The organism is Rhizobium sp. WW22 (assembly GCF_047041135.1).
Taxonomy (GTDB): domain Bacteria; phylum Pseudomonadota; class Alphaproteobacteria; order Rhizobiales; family Rhizobiaceae; genus Rhizobium.
On sequence record NZ_CP178198.1, the window covers coordinates 387,601 to 401,321 of the forward strand.

General features: G+C 61.1%; 13 protein-coding genes and 1 pseudogene. 7 read left to right on the plus strand and 7 right to left on the minus strand.

Features of this window, described 5'->3' with window-relative positions; translation table 11 throughout:
- Positions 1-103 precede the first annotated feature (103 nt).
- The gene (locus tag ACK83U_RS01985; RefSeq protein ID WP_112608213.1) at positions 104-1,267 is read left to right on the plus strand and encodes an adenosylhomocysteinase; all 1,164 of its coding nucleotides are present in this window, start codon (positions 104-106) and stop codon (positions 1,265-1,267) included.
- 3 nt (positions 1,268-1,270) lie between these two features.
- Here ACK83U_RS01985 and ACK83U_RS01990 read toward each other — a convergent pair whose 3' ends face one another.
- Together ACK83U_RS01990 and ACK83U_RS01995 are read right to left on the minus strand one after the other, a co-directional pair.
- Positions 1,271-1,834, minus strand: a complete 564-nt coding sequence (locus ACK83U_RS01990; protein WP_112608325.1) for an O-acetyl-ADP-ribose deacetylase — start codon at positions 1,832-1,834, stop codon at positions 1,271-1,273.
- A 29-nt stretch (positions 1,835-1,863) separates the two neighbouring features.
- The gene (locus ACK83U_RS01995) at positions 1,864-2,760 is read right to left on the minus strand and encodes a LysR family transcriptional regulator (RefSeq protein WP_112608211.1); all 897 of its coding nucleotides are present in this window, start codon (positions 2,758-2,760) and stop codon (positions 1,864-1,866) included.
- Positions 2,761-2,881: 121 nt separating this feature from the next.
- Between ACK83U_RS01995 and ACK83U_RS02000 the strand changes: the two genes are divergently transcribed.
- The 3 genes and pseudogenes from ACK83U_RS02000 to glcF all read left to right on the plus strand — a co-directional run bounded on the left by ACK83U_RS02000 (position 2,882) and on the right by glcF (position 7,051).
- Positions 2,882-4,321 carry an FAD-binding oxidoreductase gene (locus ACK83U_RS02000; RefSeq protein ID WP_112608209.1) on the plus strand — a complete coding sequence of 480 codons (1,440 nt, stop codon included), beginning with the start codon at positions 2,882-2,884 and terminating at the stop codon, positions 4,319-4,321.
- A pseudogene (locus ACK83U_RS02005) lies at positions 4,318-5,508 on the plus strand (FAD-binding protein); the annotation flags it as partial. The gene ACK83U_RS02000 and the pseudogene ACK83U_RS02005, both read left to right, overlap by 4 nt.
- A gap of 223 nt (positions 5,509-5,731) precedes the next feature.
- Complete coding sequence (glcF, locus tag ACK83U_RS02010; RefSeq protein ID WP_112608205.1) at positions 5,732-7,051, plus strand: glycolate oxidase subunit GlcF; 1,320 nt, start codon at positions 5,732-5,734, stop codon at positions 7,049-7,051.
- Between the two features lie 48 nt (positions 7,052-7,099).
- Here the strand turns inward: glcF and ACK83U_RS02015 are convergent, their stop codons facing one another.
- The 4 genes from ACK83U_RS02015 to ACK83U_RS02030 all read right to left on the minus strand — a co-directional run bounded on the left by ACK83U_RS02015 (position 7,100) and on the right by ACK83U_RS02030 (position 10,197).
- Positions 7,100-7,459, minus strand: a complete 360-nt coding sequence (locus tag ACK83U_RS02015; RefSeq protein WP_246712047.1) for a DUF6881 domain-containing protein — start codon at positions 7,457-7,459, stop codon at positions 7,100-7,102.
- A 64-nt stretch (positions 7,460-7,523) separates the two neighbouring features.
- Positions 7,524-8,195 carry an outer membrane protein gene (locus ACK83U_RS02020; protein WP_112608203.1) on the minus strand — a complete coding sequence of 224 codons (672 nt, stop codon included), beginning with the start codon at positions 8,193-8,195 and terminating at the stop codon, positions 7,524-7,526.
- Positions 8,196-8,497: 302 nt separating this feature from the next.
- On the minus strand, positions 8,498-9,196 hold the full coding sequence (locus ACK83U_RS02025; RefSeq protein ID WP_112335379.1) for a L,D-transpeptidase: 699 nt from the start codon (positions 9,194-9,196) through the stop codon (positions 8,498-8,500).
- Positions 9,197-9,414: 218 nt separating this feature from the next.
- Positions 9,415-10,197: a L,D-transpeptidase gene (locus ACK83U_RS02030; RefSeq protein WP_112608201.1), complete on the minus strand. Its 783-nt coding sequence runs from the start codon at positions 10,195-10,197 to the stop codon at positions 9,415-9,417.
- 301 nt (positions 10,198-10,498) lie between these two features.
- Here ACK83U_RS02030 and ACK83U_RS02035 point away from each other — a divergent pair, with 301 nt between their 5' ends.
- Both ACK83U_RS02035 and ACK83U_RS02040 read left to right on the plus strand, forming a co-directional pair.
- Positions 10,499-11,128 (plus strand): DNA-3-methyladenine glycosylase I, encoded by a 630-nt coding sequence (locus ACK83U_RS02035; protein ID WP_112608199.1) that lies wholly within the window; start codon positions 10,499-10,501, stop codon positions 11,126-11,128.
- Between the two features lie 29 nt (positions 11,129-11,157).
- Positions 11,158-11,652: a hypothetical protein gene (locus tag ACK83U_RS02040; protein WP_412474877.1), complete on the plus strand. Its 495-nt coding sequence runs from the start codon at positions 11,158-11,160 to the stop codon at positions 11,650-11,652.
- A 3-nt stretch (positions 11,653-11,655) separates the two neighbouring features.
- On the opposite strand, the gene ACK83U_RS02045 is transcribed toward ACK83U_RS02040, so the two are convergent.
- The gene (locus tag ACK83U_RS02045) at positions 11,656-12,360 is read right to left on the minus strand and encodes an HAD family hydrolase (protein WP_112608195.1); all 705 of its coding nucleotides are present in this window, start codon (positions 12,358-12,360) and stop codon (positions 11,656-11,658) included.
- 304 nt (positions 12,361-12,664) lie between these two features.
- On the opposite strand from ACK83U_RS02045, the gene ACK83U_RS02050 reads away from it, so the two are divergent.
- Complete coding sequence (locus ACK83U_RS02050) at positions 12,665-13,714, plus strand: aldo/keto reductase (protein WP_112608193.1); 1,050 nt, start codon at positions 12,665-12,667, stop codon at positions 13,712-13,714.
- Positions 13,715-13,721: the final 7 nt, after the last annotated feature.

Sequence of the window (13,721 nt, forward strand, 5' to 3'; positions counted from 1 at the left end):
GACATGGCAGATTTTCTGCCATACAGCGCATTGCAATGTCCATCGACACCTCCTTTGCGATCATGCCAGATCGCGGCATCGAACCAACCGGCAGGAGCGCATCATGGATCACTCTTCTTCTCTTTCGCGTATCGACTGGGTGGCGCGCAGCTGTCGTCTGCTGGCGGCCACAGCAGCGGAGTTTCGTAACACAAAACCCTTTGCCGGCCTCACCATCGGCACCGGCATTCACCTCGAGCCGAAGACGGTTGCGCTGCTGATGACGCTGCGTGCCGGCGGCGCCGATCTCGTCTGCACCGGCAATCTCAACAGCACCCAGCCGGAAACGGTGGACTATCTGCGCGCTCAGGGCATCAAGGTCTTTGCGACGCAGACCCGCGACGCAGAGGAGCATGGTGCAAGCCTCGATGCGATCCTGGCGGAAAAGCCTGACCTGCTGCTCGACAATGGCGGCGATCTCTTCGCCCGCGCGGCCGATAGGCCCCATGCCAACCTGCTTGGCGGCACCGAGGAAACCACATCCGGCCGCACCCGCCTGATGCCGATGCGCGATAAGCTCAACATGCCGATCCTCGTCATCAACGATAGTCCGATCAAACAGTTCGCCGAAAACCGGCATGCCGTCGGGCAAAGTCTGTTCGAGAGCTATCTGCGCTTCACCAACCGTTCCACCAATGGCAAACATGTGACCGTCTTCGGCTACGGCGCTTGTGGCAAGGGCACGGCGGCGTGCTTCCGCAACGCATTCGCCGCTGTTAGCGTCGTCGATATCGATCCGGTGACCACACTCGAAGCTCATCTCGATGGCTTCACAACGCCGCCGCGTGAATCAGCGATCCGCTCTGCCGATGTGCTGGTCACCGTGACGGGCTATCCGGACATTATCACGGTTGCCGATCTGCCCTTGATCAAGGACGGGGCGATCCTGATGAATGGCGGCCACTTTCCGCATGAGATCGATGTCGAAGGCTTCCGCAGCAGTCCCGATGTTGTCGGCGTCGATAGTTACGAAGCTGAGCAGATCGAGACTGTTCGCATGCGAGACGGCCGAGCCTTCCACATTCTCGGCGGCGGCCACATGGCCAATCTGGCCGGTCCGCGTCCGCTGGGGAACACCGTCGAATCCATGGATCTCGGCTTCGCCCTGCAGGCGCGATGCCTGGAGCGGGTCGCCAAGGGCGGCCTCGGCAAGGAGGCCTGCGTCATCCCCGTTCCCACGGATATAGATGCCCTGGTCGCCTCCGCCTATCTCGATCTGGCGCGATAGGCATCAGGCTCCGGACAGCGCCTGCGGCAGCAATCTTTCGTAGAGTGCCGCCATCTCGTCGCCGAAGCAACAGAAGATGATTTCATCGAAGGCACCATCCTTGCTTTCGGCAAGGGTGGTGCGGATCGCAATCCTAGCCGCCTGCTCGGCGGGAAAGCGATAAACGCCGGTGGAGATGGCCGGGAAGGCGATGGTCTTCAGACCGTTTTGCCAGGCAAGGTTGAGGCTGTTGCGATAACAGCCGGCAAGCAGCTCATCTTCGCCACGGTTTCCGCCATTCCAGACGGGGCCGACCGTATGAATCACATGTTTTGCCGGCAGGCGGTATCCGCCTGTTATCTTTGCCTGCCCTGTCTTGCAGCCGTTCAGAGTCCGGCATTCCGCGAGGAGATCCGGCCCGGCGGCGCGATGGATCGCCCCGTCTACGCCACCGCCCCCGAGCAGGCTGCTATTGGCCGCATTGACGATGGCATCGACCGAAAGCCTGGTAATATCGCCAAGCATAACGGTGAGGCGCGTCTTCGAGTTGAGATCAAGATCGGAACGGATGCTCTCGGGCGCGGCCATGACGGTCTCCTCGATCCTCAAAAGGGTTCTCATCGCTCCCAATAGGGAACAGGCCCGTAAAGTTCCGCCAGAAAATCGATGAAGACGCGCACTTTTGCCGGCAGGAATTGTCGGCTGGGGTAAACGGCCGAAAGCGTGACGTTGTGCGAGCCCTCATAGGCCGGGAGCACCTGGACGAGGCGGCCGTCGCGCAGCTCCGGCCCGATATCCCAGGTGGAACGCAGCGCAATGCCAAGGCCGGCAATGACGGCTTCGCGTACGACCTCGCTGGAATTGGTGATGAGCCTGCCCTCCGGCCGAAAGATCAGGCTGCCTTTCGGCCCCTCCAACCGCCAGGGGTCGAGATTGTGCGCGGGCAGGCAGGTATGCCGGCGCAGATCGTCGATATCCTCGGGCATGCCATGGGCGCCGATATAGGCAGGGGAGGCGCAAAGCACGCGGCGCACCGGCGCCAGCCTGCGCGCGACAAGACTGGAATCCGTCAGCTCGGCAATGCGGATGGCAAGATCGAAACCGCCGCCGACGATATCGACGAATTCGTCACTGAGAACGAGGTTGAGCGCCAGTTCGGGATGGGCCTGCATGAAGGATTTCAGATGCGGCGCGATGTGGAGACGGCCGAAGGATGTCGGGGCGGAGATTTTCAGCGTGCCGTGCATCTGGGAGGAGCGCCCGGCAATGTAGGCTTCCGCCTCTTCCAGCCCGGCGAGGATGGCGAGCACGCGGTCGTAGAAGCCCTGGCCCGCTTCCGTCAGCGAAATCTGCCGTGTGGTGCGCTGCAGGAGCCGGGTGCCGAGCCTGTCTTCCAGGCGCTTGATGCGCTTGGAAATGACGGCCGGCGAAAAACCGAGAGCACGACCCGTCAGCGACATGCTGCCGGTCGCAACGACGCTGGCGAAGATTTCGAGATCTCCCAAATTGGTCATGCAGAATTATTTCCTGTTTTGGAATAAGTGCTTATCATTTGCTCCAAACTTGGGAAAGCGCTAAGCCTGTAATGCGCTAAATGAGGGCTGCGTTCGACATCGGATGCAGGAGGAGGACGGCATGGCCGAGGCCATTTCATTTCTGGAGCCGCGTGCGGATGTTCTGGCGCGCCGAGGTGCGATCGTCGCCGATTTGACCGATCTGCTAGCGCCGGAATGCCTAATCCATGAGCCGCGCGAACTCGTGCCCTTCGAAACCGATGCCTTCGTGTCCTATCGCCGCCTGCCGCTTGCCGTGGCCCTGCCACGCTCGACGGCGGAAGTTGCGGCCGTCATGAAATATTGCCATCGCTACGGCATTCCCGTCGTGCCGCGCGGCGCCGGCACGTCGCTTTCCGGCGGCGCGATACCGCAGGAGGATGCCGTCGTCCTCGGCCTCTCCAAGATGAACCGCATCCTCGATATCGATTATGCCAATCGCACGGCGACCGTGCAGGCGGGGGTGACGAACCTGCATGTCTCCGAAAGCGTCTCCGCCGACGGATTCTTTTACGCGCCTGACCCGAGCTCGCAGCTTGCCTGCACCATCGGCGGCAATATCGGCATGAATTCCGGCGGTGCGCACTGTCTGAAATACGGCGTCACGACCAACAATCTGCTCGGCGTCAAGCTTGTCCTGACTGATGGCACCGTCATCGATCTCGGCGGCAAGGCGCTAGATGCGGCGGGCTACGATCTGCTCGGTCTGGTCTGCGGCTCGGAAGGCCAGCTCGGCATCGTCACCGAGGCAACGGTACGGTTGCTCGCCAAGCCGGAGGGCGCCCGGCCGGTACTCTTCGGTTTCGACAGTTCCGAAGAGGCGGGCGCCTGCGTCGCCGACGTCATCGCTGCCGGCATCGTACCTGTCGCGATCGAATTCATGGACAAGCCGGCGATTGAGATCTGCGAGGCCTTCGCCAAGGCCGGTTATCCCCTTGATGTCGAGGCTCTGCTGATCGTCGAGGTCGAAGGCTCCGAGGCGGAAATGGACGATATGCTTGCGAGCATCGTCGCCATTGCCCGCACTCACAAGGTCAAAACGGTGCGCGAATGCCAGTCGGCAACGGAAGCGGCCTTAATCTGGAAGGGCCGGAAGTCGGCCTTCGGCGCCACCGGCCGCATTGCCGATTACATCTGCATGGACGGAACCGTGCCGCTGAGCCAGCTCTCTTATGTGCTGAAGAAGACGGGCGAGATCGTTGAGGGCTATGGTCTGCGCGTCGCCAATGTCTTCCATGCCGGCGACGGCAACATGCATCCGCTGATTCTCTTCAATGCCAACGACGCCGAAGATGCCGCCAAGGCGGAAGCGGCGGGCAACGATATCTTGCGGCTCTGCGTCGATGCCGGAGGTTGCCTCACCGGCGAGCACGGCGTCGGCATCGAGAAGCGCGACCTGATGCGCCACCAATATGCGGATGTCGATCTGGCGCAGATGATGTCGGTTCGTGCAGCCTTCGACCCCGGCTGGATACTTAACCCATCCAAGGTCTTCCCGCTCGACGGACGCAACGCCGCATGACCGAATTTCATCCGAGAACTGAGGAGGAAACGGCCTCCATCATCGGCGATCATGCCGCGCGTGGTGCGGCCCTAGCAATCGTCGGCGGCAATACGCGATCAGGCTTCGGCAATGCGGTTCCGTCCGAAGCGGTGCTGTCGTCGAGCGGCCTTGCCGGCATCGTCGCCTACAATCCGGGTGAGATGGTGATGACGGCCCGCGCCGGCACGCCGGCCGCCGAGATCGAGGCCGCTCTTGCCGAGGCCGGCCAGATGATGGCCTTCGAGCCGATGGATCACAGGCCGCTGATGGCAACCGAAGGTGAGCCAACGATCGGCGGCATTTTCGCAGCCAATGTCTCCGGGCCGCGCCGTTTCGTCAGCGGTGCGGCGCGCGATAGCCTGCTCGGCGTCCGTTTCGTTAACGGCAAGGGCGAGATCGTCAAGGCCGGCGGGCGGGTGATGAAGAACGTCACCGGTCTCGATCTCGTCAAGCTGATGGCCGGTTCGCACGGAACGCTCGGCCTTTTGACCGAAGTAACGTTCCGGGTGCCGCCCAAGCCGAAGACCGAGGAGACGATTGTCCTCTCCGGTCTCAACGATGCGGAGGCCGCCAATGCGATGGCCGCGGCCATGGCTCTGCCGCTCGAGGTATCGGGCGCCGCCCATTTGCCGCTGACCGTCTCCTGGTCTTTTCTCGACGGCAAGCTGCCGCAGGGGGAGGCGACTGTGCTGCGCGTCGAGGGTCTTCCGGGTTCCGTCTCGGTCCGGGGTGAAAAGCTTGCTGCCGCCATGGGCCGGCTCGGCTCGGTGAAGCGCCTTGAGGAGGATGACAGCCGCAGGCTCTGGCGCGAAATCCGCAATGTGAAGCCCTATGCCGATGGTACGACGCGTCCCGTTTGGCGTGTGTCCGTGGCACCCAGTATCGGCCACCAGCTCGTCGCAGCACTTCGCCTGGAAGAAGGCGTGGATGCCTATTATGATTGGCAGGGCGGGCTCGTCTGGATGCGCATGGAAGCCGGACCGGAAGGTGATGTGCTCAGGCGCTACATTCATGCCTTGGGCGGCGGACATGCCACCTTGATGCGCGCCACCCCTGCCCAACGTGCGACCACGCAGGCCTTCCAGCCGCAACCCGAAGCCGTGGCCCTGCTGTCTGCGCGCGTGAAGGAAAAATTCGATCCGGCCGGAATTTTCAATCCAGGGAAGTGGCGTGATGAAATCTGGTTCCTGTCGGCGATGGCCCCTCACCCTAACTCTCTCCCCGCAGGCGGGGCGAGGGGACGACCTCGTTTGCGGCGCCTTATCGGCTCGAGAGAGGTTGAGGAGTGACGGAGGATGCGCCAATCCCCTTCTCCCCGTCAAAACGCGGAGAAGGTGGCCGATAGGTCAGATGAGGGGCGTGGTCTTGCTCGAACGGGGACATGGGTAAATGCAAACCAATTTCACGCCCGAACAGCTTGCCGACCCGCATGTGGCCGAATCCGAGGCGATCCTGCGCAAATGCGTGCATTGCGGCTTCTGCACAGCCACCTGTCCTACCTATGTGACGCTTGGCAACGAACTCGACAGTCCGCGTGGACGCATTTACCTCATCAAGGACATGCTGGAAAACGGTCGGGCAGCCGATGCCGAGGTGGTGACGCATATCGACCGCTGCCTTTCCTGCCTTGCCTGCACCACGACCTGTCCGTCCGGTGTCGACTATATGCACCTGATCGACCATGCGCGTGTCCATGTCGAGAACACCTATAAGCGCCCGCTGATGGATCGGCTGACCCGCAATGTGCTGGCAGCCGTCTTGCCTTATCCCGGCCGTTTCCGGCTGGCCTTGCGGCTTGCGAATTTTGGCCGGCCGTTCAAGGGGCTGTTGAGACGCGTTCCGGCCTTAAAGGCTTTCGCCGCCATGCTCGATCTCGCGCCCCGCAGCATTCCCGCGCCGTCGCCTTTTGCAAAGCCGGCCCGCTACGAGCCGCAGGCGGAGCGGCGCGGTCGTGTGGCGATCCTGACGGGCTGCGCCCAGCCGGTGCTCGATCCCGAAATCAACGCAGCCACCATCCGCCTGCTGACGCGCCTCGGCGTTGAGGTCGTGGTGCCGGAAGGGGAGGTCTGCTGCGGCTCGCTGGTTCATCACATGGGCCGCGAGGAACAGGCGCTCGCAGCTGCCCGCGCCAACGTCGATGTGTGGCTGCGTGAGATCGAGGCCGGAGGGCTGGACGCCATCGTCATCACCGCGTCGGGCTGCGGCACGACGATCAAGGACTATGGGCATATGCTGCGCCTCGATCCGGCCTATGCGGAAAAGGCTGCGAGGATTTCAGCTCTCGCCAAGGACATTGCGGAATATCTCGCAAGCCTGGATCTCCCGTCGCATATGCCGCGCGGCATCGCGGTCGCCTATCATTCCGCCTGCTCCATGCAGCACGGGCAGAAGATCACCATGGCGCCGAAGCTCTTGCTGAAAGCCGCGGGCTTTACGGTGCGCGACCCGGCGGAAGGGCATCTGTGCTGTGGTTCGGCCGGCACCTACAACATCATGCAGCCGGAAATTTCGGCCGAGCTGAAGGCGCGCAAGGTCAGGAACATCGAGGCGACGAAAGCCGATATCATCGCGACGGGCAACATCGGCTGCATCACGCAGATCGCGACGGGAACGGGCATTCCCATCCTGCATACGGTGGAATTGCTGGATTGGGCCTATGGCGGCGAAATGCCTGTGAAACTGAAGAGCCTGCAGCCGGCCGCCGCTTAGAGCATTTCCGGGAAAAGTGTAGAGCGGTTTTCCGTCCGGAATTGCGTACTAATGCAGCTTGTTCGGCGCGGGCAGGCGATGAGCCTGCCATTCGACTTCGAACCGATCGGCGGCAATGCGCGTCATGCTGATGCGATCCTGCCCTTCCTCGAAGAAAATGCCATCCACCAGGCCGGTAATGCCATCGTAAAATGAGCCTTCGACGAGGCTGGTGATCTCCAGCATGTCACGTCCCACTGCAGTAAAATCGACAACCGACATGCATTGCCGGCGACCATCGGCAAACACATCGATCAGCCGCGGAACATCGCCGGCGATATCGACCTCATAATAAACGATGACCGGCTCCTCGTTTTCCGGATGGATCCAGTCGCAACGATAATAAGAGAAGCTCATGCGTTGGATCATAGCACAAGACCCTCCATGCCTGAACCGGTTTGAGGGATCGATTGCGACTTCAGCCTGAGGAACGTCAGAAGTTGAACGACACGCCGAAGTTGAGAGCGTGGGTGAAAACCTTGGTCTTCAGCGTGTCGCCGCTGTCGATCGAGACGTTGTTCACGAAGTTGTAGTTGCCCTTGTATTCGACGAAGGTCGACCAGTGCTTGGCGAATTGGTAGCTGACGCCCGCCTGCGCCTGCAGCGAAGCGCCGCCGAACTGGTAGTCGAAGGTCGTGCCCGACGAGCGGGTGACTTCGACATGCGGCACGTTGATGCCCGCGCCGAGGCCGACATAGGGTGTCCAGTTGCGGCTCGAATCCTGGAAGCGATAGAGCGCGTTCAGCGTTAGCATGTTCAGGCCATCGGTGAACTCGAAATGCGACCAGCCGGGCGTATTGCCGAGATCGCCATAGACCTTCGCATGGGTATAATCGAGCGACACGCCCCAGTTCGGCTTGTCGAACTGGTCAAGCCACCAGATGCCGCGGAAGCCGAAATAGGGCGGCATCTTGAAGGATTTTCCGGACCAGTTGGGGTCGAAATCAGCGCCGTCCGACGTGGTCACATTGCTGCCCGTCGCGCCCTGTATGCCGCCGTAAGCGGAAAACTGCATCTCAGCCGAGGCAGAGCTTGCGGCAAAGATGAATGCGGAAGTCGCAAGCGCGGCGAGGGCCGGCTGCTTGATGCGAAATGCACGATGCATATGAAATCCCCGGATGCCAAAGTGCTGCCATCTAAGCGTGCTTCCATGACACTTCTATTGCAGTCATGAGTGAACAGGCACGGCTTAGGCGGGAAAACTGACGGTAAACTGAAGGCGACGAGCCATTTTTCGGCGGGGCATCGTGATAAGTTTCAGGCTGTAACACCGGCGCAACAGTGTCTCCATCCGCGCCTGCACGCAATAAACTATTGCAAGCGATACGGGCGCCTTCCCCGGCGCGAATGATGTCATGCCAGGGAAGAGCGCCCGCTATGTTGGTGCCTGATTCGGGTTGGATTCTATCAGCCGCCGAACAGAGTCCTCAGCACATCGACGCCGCGATCCTGATAGCTGACTTCGCCCTGCTTGTTGCCGGGACCGACGACGATGACCTTAGTGCCGACGGGGACGCGATCATAGAGATCCATCACGTCCTTGTTCATCATGCGGATGCAGCCGGAGGACATGTTGAGGCCGATGCTCCAGGGCTGGTTGGTGCCATGGATGCGGAAGGCGGTGTCGTTGCCGTTGCGATAGAGATACATGGCGCGCGCGCCGAGCGGATTGTCCTCGCCACCTTCCTGGTAGGCCGGCAGTTTGTGGCCCTTCTTGGCTTCGCGAACGATCATTTCCGGCGGCGGCGTCCAGCCGGGCCATTCCGCCTTGCGGCCGACCTTGACGACGCCGGACCAGCCGAAACCATCGCGGCCGACGCCGATGCCATAGCGTCTTGCGCGATTATTGCCTTCGACGAGGTAGAGATACTTGTTGTTGGTGTCGACGATGACGGTGCCCGGCTCCTCGTTCGTCGCCAGCCGCACCATGCGCCGCTGGAACTGCGGCTTCACCTGGCCCTGCGGCTCCATTGCGACCCGGATCACGTCGGTGCGGGCGACCGGCGCCGTAATAGGTGTCGAAGCGGTGAAGGCTGCTGCGTTCGATGCTGCAAGAAGACACGCCGCGACGACACCTGCCGTCACGATCGACAATGCTGCTTTCATAATTCGCATTCCCCTCGTTGAATCCGGTAGGAAATTACCGGAACCAACGAAGGGATCAAGATCAAAATGACCAATGTTGGGTACGTTCAGGAAGAACTGCCCTCTTGTCTGTCGCCGATCGGACTATAGTCTGAACTATAGTGGAGGGTTTTCCCATGCGGCGAATACTGCCCCTCCAATGGAGTAGTATCGCCGCACAGGGCGGGACTTTTTCGAGATTACATGACGGTGACGCGGGTGCCGACCTTTACGCGGTTGTAGAGATCGATGACATCCTCGTTGCGAAGGCGGATGCAGCCGGAGGAGACGGCATTGCCGATGGTCCAGGGGGCGTTGGTGCCATGGATGCGATAGAGGGTGGAGCCGAGATACATGGCGCGTGCGCCGAGCGGATTGCCTTCCCCGCCTTCCATGTGCGCCGGCAGATAATGGCCCTTGGCGGCTTCGCGTGAGATCATTTCGGCCGGCGGCGTCCAATCCGGCCATTCCTGCTTGCGGGTCACAGTGTGGGCGCCGGCCCATTCGAAGCCCGGCTTGCCGACGCCGACGCCATAGCGCCGCGCCTTGCCGTCATCCATCACGAGATAAAGAAAGCGGTTATTGGTATCGATGATGATGCTACCGGGCTTTTCCTTGGTCTGGTAGTCGACGATCTGCGGCAGGAACTGCGGATCGATCTGGCCTCGGACTGCCGGATATTGCGGGCGGGCCATGGCGACCTGCTGCACAGCCGGGCGCGCAAATAGCCCGCGCGGCTGCACGACCTGACGCACCTGCGGATTGGCCGGCTGCTCCATTCTGGGATCGACTGCGCGCCGCGCCATTGGGCGGGGATAGACGACCGGCTGCACGTTGCCGCCACCGAGCTGCATCACCCAGGGGGCGGTCAGATCGGGACTGACGATGACAGGCGGGCGCGACTGATAGCGATCGTCGGCAAAGGCGGTGGAGGCAAGCAGGCTCAGGGCGCCGGCGGCACACAGAACGGCATGTTTCATCATCGGACAAACTCTCTACACATGGGCCGAAGATGGGCGCGAAGCACCCGGTCGAAACAATGGTGCCACTTGCACGCGAGCGAATGGTAAACATCTATTCATCAAAATGCCGCGAAGCCGATAAAGCTTTGTCAGGGTTACCGCCTGGTTTGGAAAGATGGTTTGCAAGTGGTAAATCATGAATCGGAATGCGCGGTCGTCGAAGTCAGTCTATGAATTTAAGCATTTGATTGATCTCAATTTATCCGATAGTGGCTTACCGGTTTCCGGTAGCGCGTGCTGAAATAGGGGACGAATCGCGAAAATGGCCGAAACGGGCATCATCACCGGCGAAGATGGCAAGGACCGCTGCTTCTGGCACGGCAATCTGCCGGAGTATCAGCGCTATCACGACGAGGAATGGGGTCGGCCCGTCGTCGACGACATCAGGCTGTTCGAGAAAATCTGCCTCGAAGGCTTCCAGTCGGGCCTCTCCTGGCTGACGATCCTGCGCAAGCGCGAGAATTTCCGCGCCGCTTTTGCCGGCTTCGATTTCGAGAAGGTCGCCAAGTTCGGAGATGCGGATATCGAGCGCTGTCTCGCCGATGCCGGCATCATCCGCCATCGCGGCAAGATCGTCTCCACCATCAACAATGCCAATCGCGCCATCGAGCTGCGCGACGAATTCGGTTCGCTCGCCCGCTATTTCTGGAGCCATGAGCCGACCGCTGCCGAGCGCCCGGAGATCTTCGACCTTGCCCATCTTCGCGCAAATCCGACGACGGCGGCTTCGATGCGGATTTCGAAGGATCTGAAGAAACGCGGCTGGACCTTTGTCGGCCCGACCACAGTTTATGCCTTCATGCAGGCCATGGGCCTGGTCAACGACCACATCGAAGGCTGCTATTGCCGGAAAGAGGTGGAGGCGATGCGTTGCGCATTGGTGCGGCCGTGAAAGCTGCGCTTCTCGGTCTTTCGCTGACGATGGTTGCGCTGTTGGGCGCCGCAGACGCCCATGCTCAAAGTGATACCCAGCAACAGCAGCTGCCGCGGCTCGATCGTGGCGAAAAGCTCGAGAAGATCGCCCTGCCGGCAGTCCTTGAGAGGTTGACGGGCTGGACGAAGTTCGGCAAGGGCAAGGTCTACATGCTGCCGCTGAAGAAAGGCCAGCATGTGCGGATCACTTTCAGCTCCAAGAGCAAGTACGCCTATATGGCGATCTTCGATCTCTCGTCGAGCGGGGATGAATCCTTCTTCGGCACGGATGAAGACGGCAATACCGCCGACGTGACCCTCAATGAGGATACGACCTGGCTGCTCAAGCCCTATTATTCGCGCGTCACGCGCCGGCGCGGTCTCGGCGCGCCATACGAGATCCTCATCGATCCCAATCCGCCGGCCGCGCAGCAGGCGCCGGCCGCGCAGCAGAAGGACCAGGGGCCGATGCTGTTTCCGCCGCGCTCGAAGCAGGGGCAGTAAGGATTACCGCAACGCTTCGATCACGCCATGCAGCTCGCCGAGATGGCCGATCTTGCGGAAACGCGGCGCTTTGGTCGGTTCCTCGACATGCTCGAACGACCATGTGAGCTCGTGCGGAACGAAGACGCCGTAACTGCCGGCGGCAAGCGCCGGCACGATGTCCGATTTCAGTGAGTTGCCGATCATCATCGCCCGTTCCGGCCCGTCCCCCACCTTGGAGAAGATGCGGCGATAGGTCGACGCGTTCTTGTCCGAGACGATCTCGACGGCATCGAAGAGATCGCCGAGCCCGGATTGCGCAAGCTTGCGCTCCTGATCGAAAAGGTCGCCCTTGGTGATCAGGACAAGCAGATATTTTCCCGAGAGGGCCTCCAACGTCTGACGCACATGCGGCAGTGTTTCGACGGGATGGGCGAGAAGATCGCGGCCGATATCGAGGATCTGGGCGATGACGGTCGATGGCACTTCGCCCTCGGTGATCTCGATGGCCGTCTCGATCATTGAGAGGGTAAAGCCTTTTATTCCGAAGCCGTAGTGACGAAGATTGCGCTTCTCCGCCTCCAACAGGCGTGCGGAGATGACGTCGCTTGGGGCGTGATCGGCAAGTAGCTCGGTAAATTGCAGTTCCGTCAGCCGGTAGAACTGTTCGTTCTGCCAGAGCGTGTCGTCGGCGTCGAAGCCAATTGTCGTTAGGGGGCGTTGCGTCATCGGGGGTGTCCGTTTTGCGCATCAAACAAAAACTGGAGTCTAATCCGCGTGCGCCCCGATGCAAGAGCATGCGTCGGTCACCGCATCGTGATCGGCCCGAGGTCTCGCGTTGAAAATGGTTTCGGGTGCATTATGTGCTTGTTGTCTCGATTGCCGCGGAGCTTGAGTCCGGCCTCGACGACCGTCTTATGACCTCCCCAGGGCAGCCCCGACTGCGGTTGTCGTGCCGAGGCCAATTCATAGCGAAATGATAGCGTTCACCGGCCGGAAGAGTCTTCCGGCTGACCACAAGGGAATTTCTCCTATGCGTTACAATCAACTGGGCAATACCGGCCTGTTCGTCTCCGAACTCTGCCTGGGCACGATGACCTTCGGCGAAGCCAATCCCAACACTCCCTGGGGCTCGATCGCCGATGTCGACCAGGCGCTGGCCGACAAGATCGTCGCAGGCTCGCTTGCTGCCGGCGTCAATTTCATCGACACCGCCGACGTCTATTCCTTCGGCAATTCCGAAAAGCTGCTCGGCCAGGCCCTGAAGAACCTCGGCGTTCCCCGCAAGGATGTCGTCATCGCCACCAAGGTCTATGGCGTCATGGGCGACAAGCCGAACGATCGTGGAGCCTCGCGTGGCCATATCATGGACTCCGTGCAGGCCAGCCTGGATCGTCTGCAGACCGATCATATCGATCTCTATCAGATACATGGAACGGATATCGTGACACCGATCGACGAGACGCTGCGGGCGCTGGATGATCTCGTTTCGCGCGGTCTGGTTCGCTATATCGGCGTTTCCAACTGGCAGGCATGGCGCATCGCCAAGGCGCTCGGCATTTCCGAACGCCGCGGCTTTGCCCGCTTCGAAACGGTGCAGGCTTATTATTCCATCGCAGGCCGCGATCTGGAACGCGAGATCGTGCCTGTCATGGCTGAGGAAAAGCTGGGGCTGATGGTCTGGTCGCCGCTGGCAGGTGGTCTGCTCTCGGGCAAGTATGGTCCGGGCGCTCCCGGCAATGGCGAGGGACGGCGTGCGAGCTTCGATTTCCCGCCTGTCGACAAGGACCGCGCCTGGGCCTGCGTCGTCGCCATGCGCGAAGTGGCGGAAAAGCACGGCTCCAGTGTCGCCACCGTGGCGCTTGCTTGGATCCTGGCGAAGCCCTTCGTCACCAGCATCATCATCGGCGCCAAGCGTCTCGATCAGCTCGACCAGAATCTTGCCGCCGTCAAGCTGAAGCTTGATGCCGAGGATATGGCCAAGCTCGATGACGTCAGCGCGCTTGCGCCCGAATATCCCGGCTGGATGCTGGCTCGCCAGGGCGCCCAGCGCGTGCCGCAGCCCTTCGAGCCGAAGGGCTGATATCATA

Coding starts and splice junctions, on each gene's coding strand:
- ACK83U_RS02045 (WP_112608195.1), bottom strand. CDS start 12,360: ATGACGCAACGCCCCCTAACGACAATTGGCTTCGACGCCGACGACACG.
- ACK83U_RS02025 (WP_112335379.1), bottom strand. CDS start 9,196: ATGAAAGCAGCATTGTCGATCGTGACGGCAGGTGTCGTCGCGGCGTGT.
- glcF (WP_112608205.1), top strand. CDS start 5,732: ATGCAAACCAATTTCACGCCCGAACAGCTTGCCGACCCGCATGTGGCC.
- ACK83U_RS02000 (WP_112608209.1), top strand. CDS start 2,882: ATGGCCGAGGCCATTTCATTTCTGGAGCCGCGTGCGGATGTTCTGGCG.
- ACK83U_RS01995 (WP_112608211.1), bottom strand. CDS start 2,760: ATGACCAATTTGGGAGATCTCGAAATCTTCGCCAGCGTCGTTGCGACC.
- ACK83U_RS02050 (WP_112608193.1), top strand. CDS start 12,665: ATGCGTTACAATCAACTGGGCAATACCGGCCTGTTCGTCTCCGAACTC.
- ACK83U_RS01990 (WP_112608325.1), bottom strand. CDS start 1,834: ATGGCCGCGCCCGAGAGCATCCGTTCCGATCTTGATCTCAACTCGAAG.
- ACK83U_RS02040 (WP_412474877.1), top strand. CDS start 11,158: ATGGTTGCGCTGTTGGGCGCCGCAGACGCCCATGCTCAAAGTGATACC.
- ACK83U_RS02030 (WP_112608201.1), bottom strand. CDS start 10,197: ATGATGAAACATGCCGTTCTGTGTGCCGCCGGCGCCCTGAGCCTGCTT.
- ACK83U_RS02020 (WP_112608203.1), bottom strand. CDS start 8,195: ATGCATCGTGCATTTCGCATCAAGCAGCCGGCCCTCGCCGCGCTTGCG.
- ACK83U_RS02015 (WP_246712047.1), bottom strand. CDS start 7,459: ATGATCCAACGCATGAGCTTCTCTTATTATCGTTGCGACTGGATCCAT.
- ACK83U_RS02035 (WP_112608199.1), top strand. CDS start 10,499: ATGGCCGAAACGGGCATCATCACCGGCGAAGATGGCAAGGACCGCTGC.
- ACK83U_RS01985 (WP_112608213.1), top strand. CDS start 104: ATGGATCACTCTTCTTCTCTTTCGCGTATCGACTGGGTGGCGCGCAGC.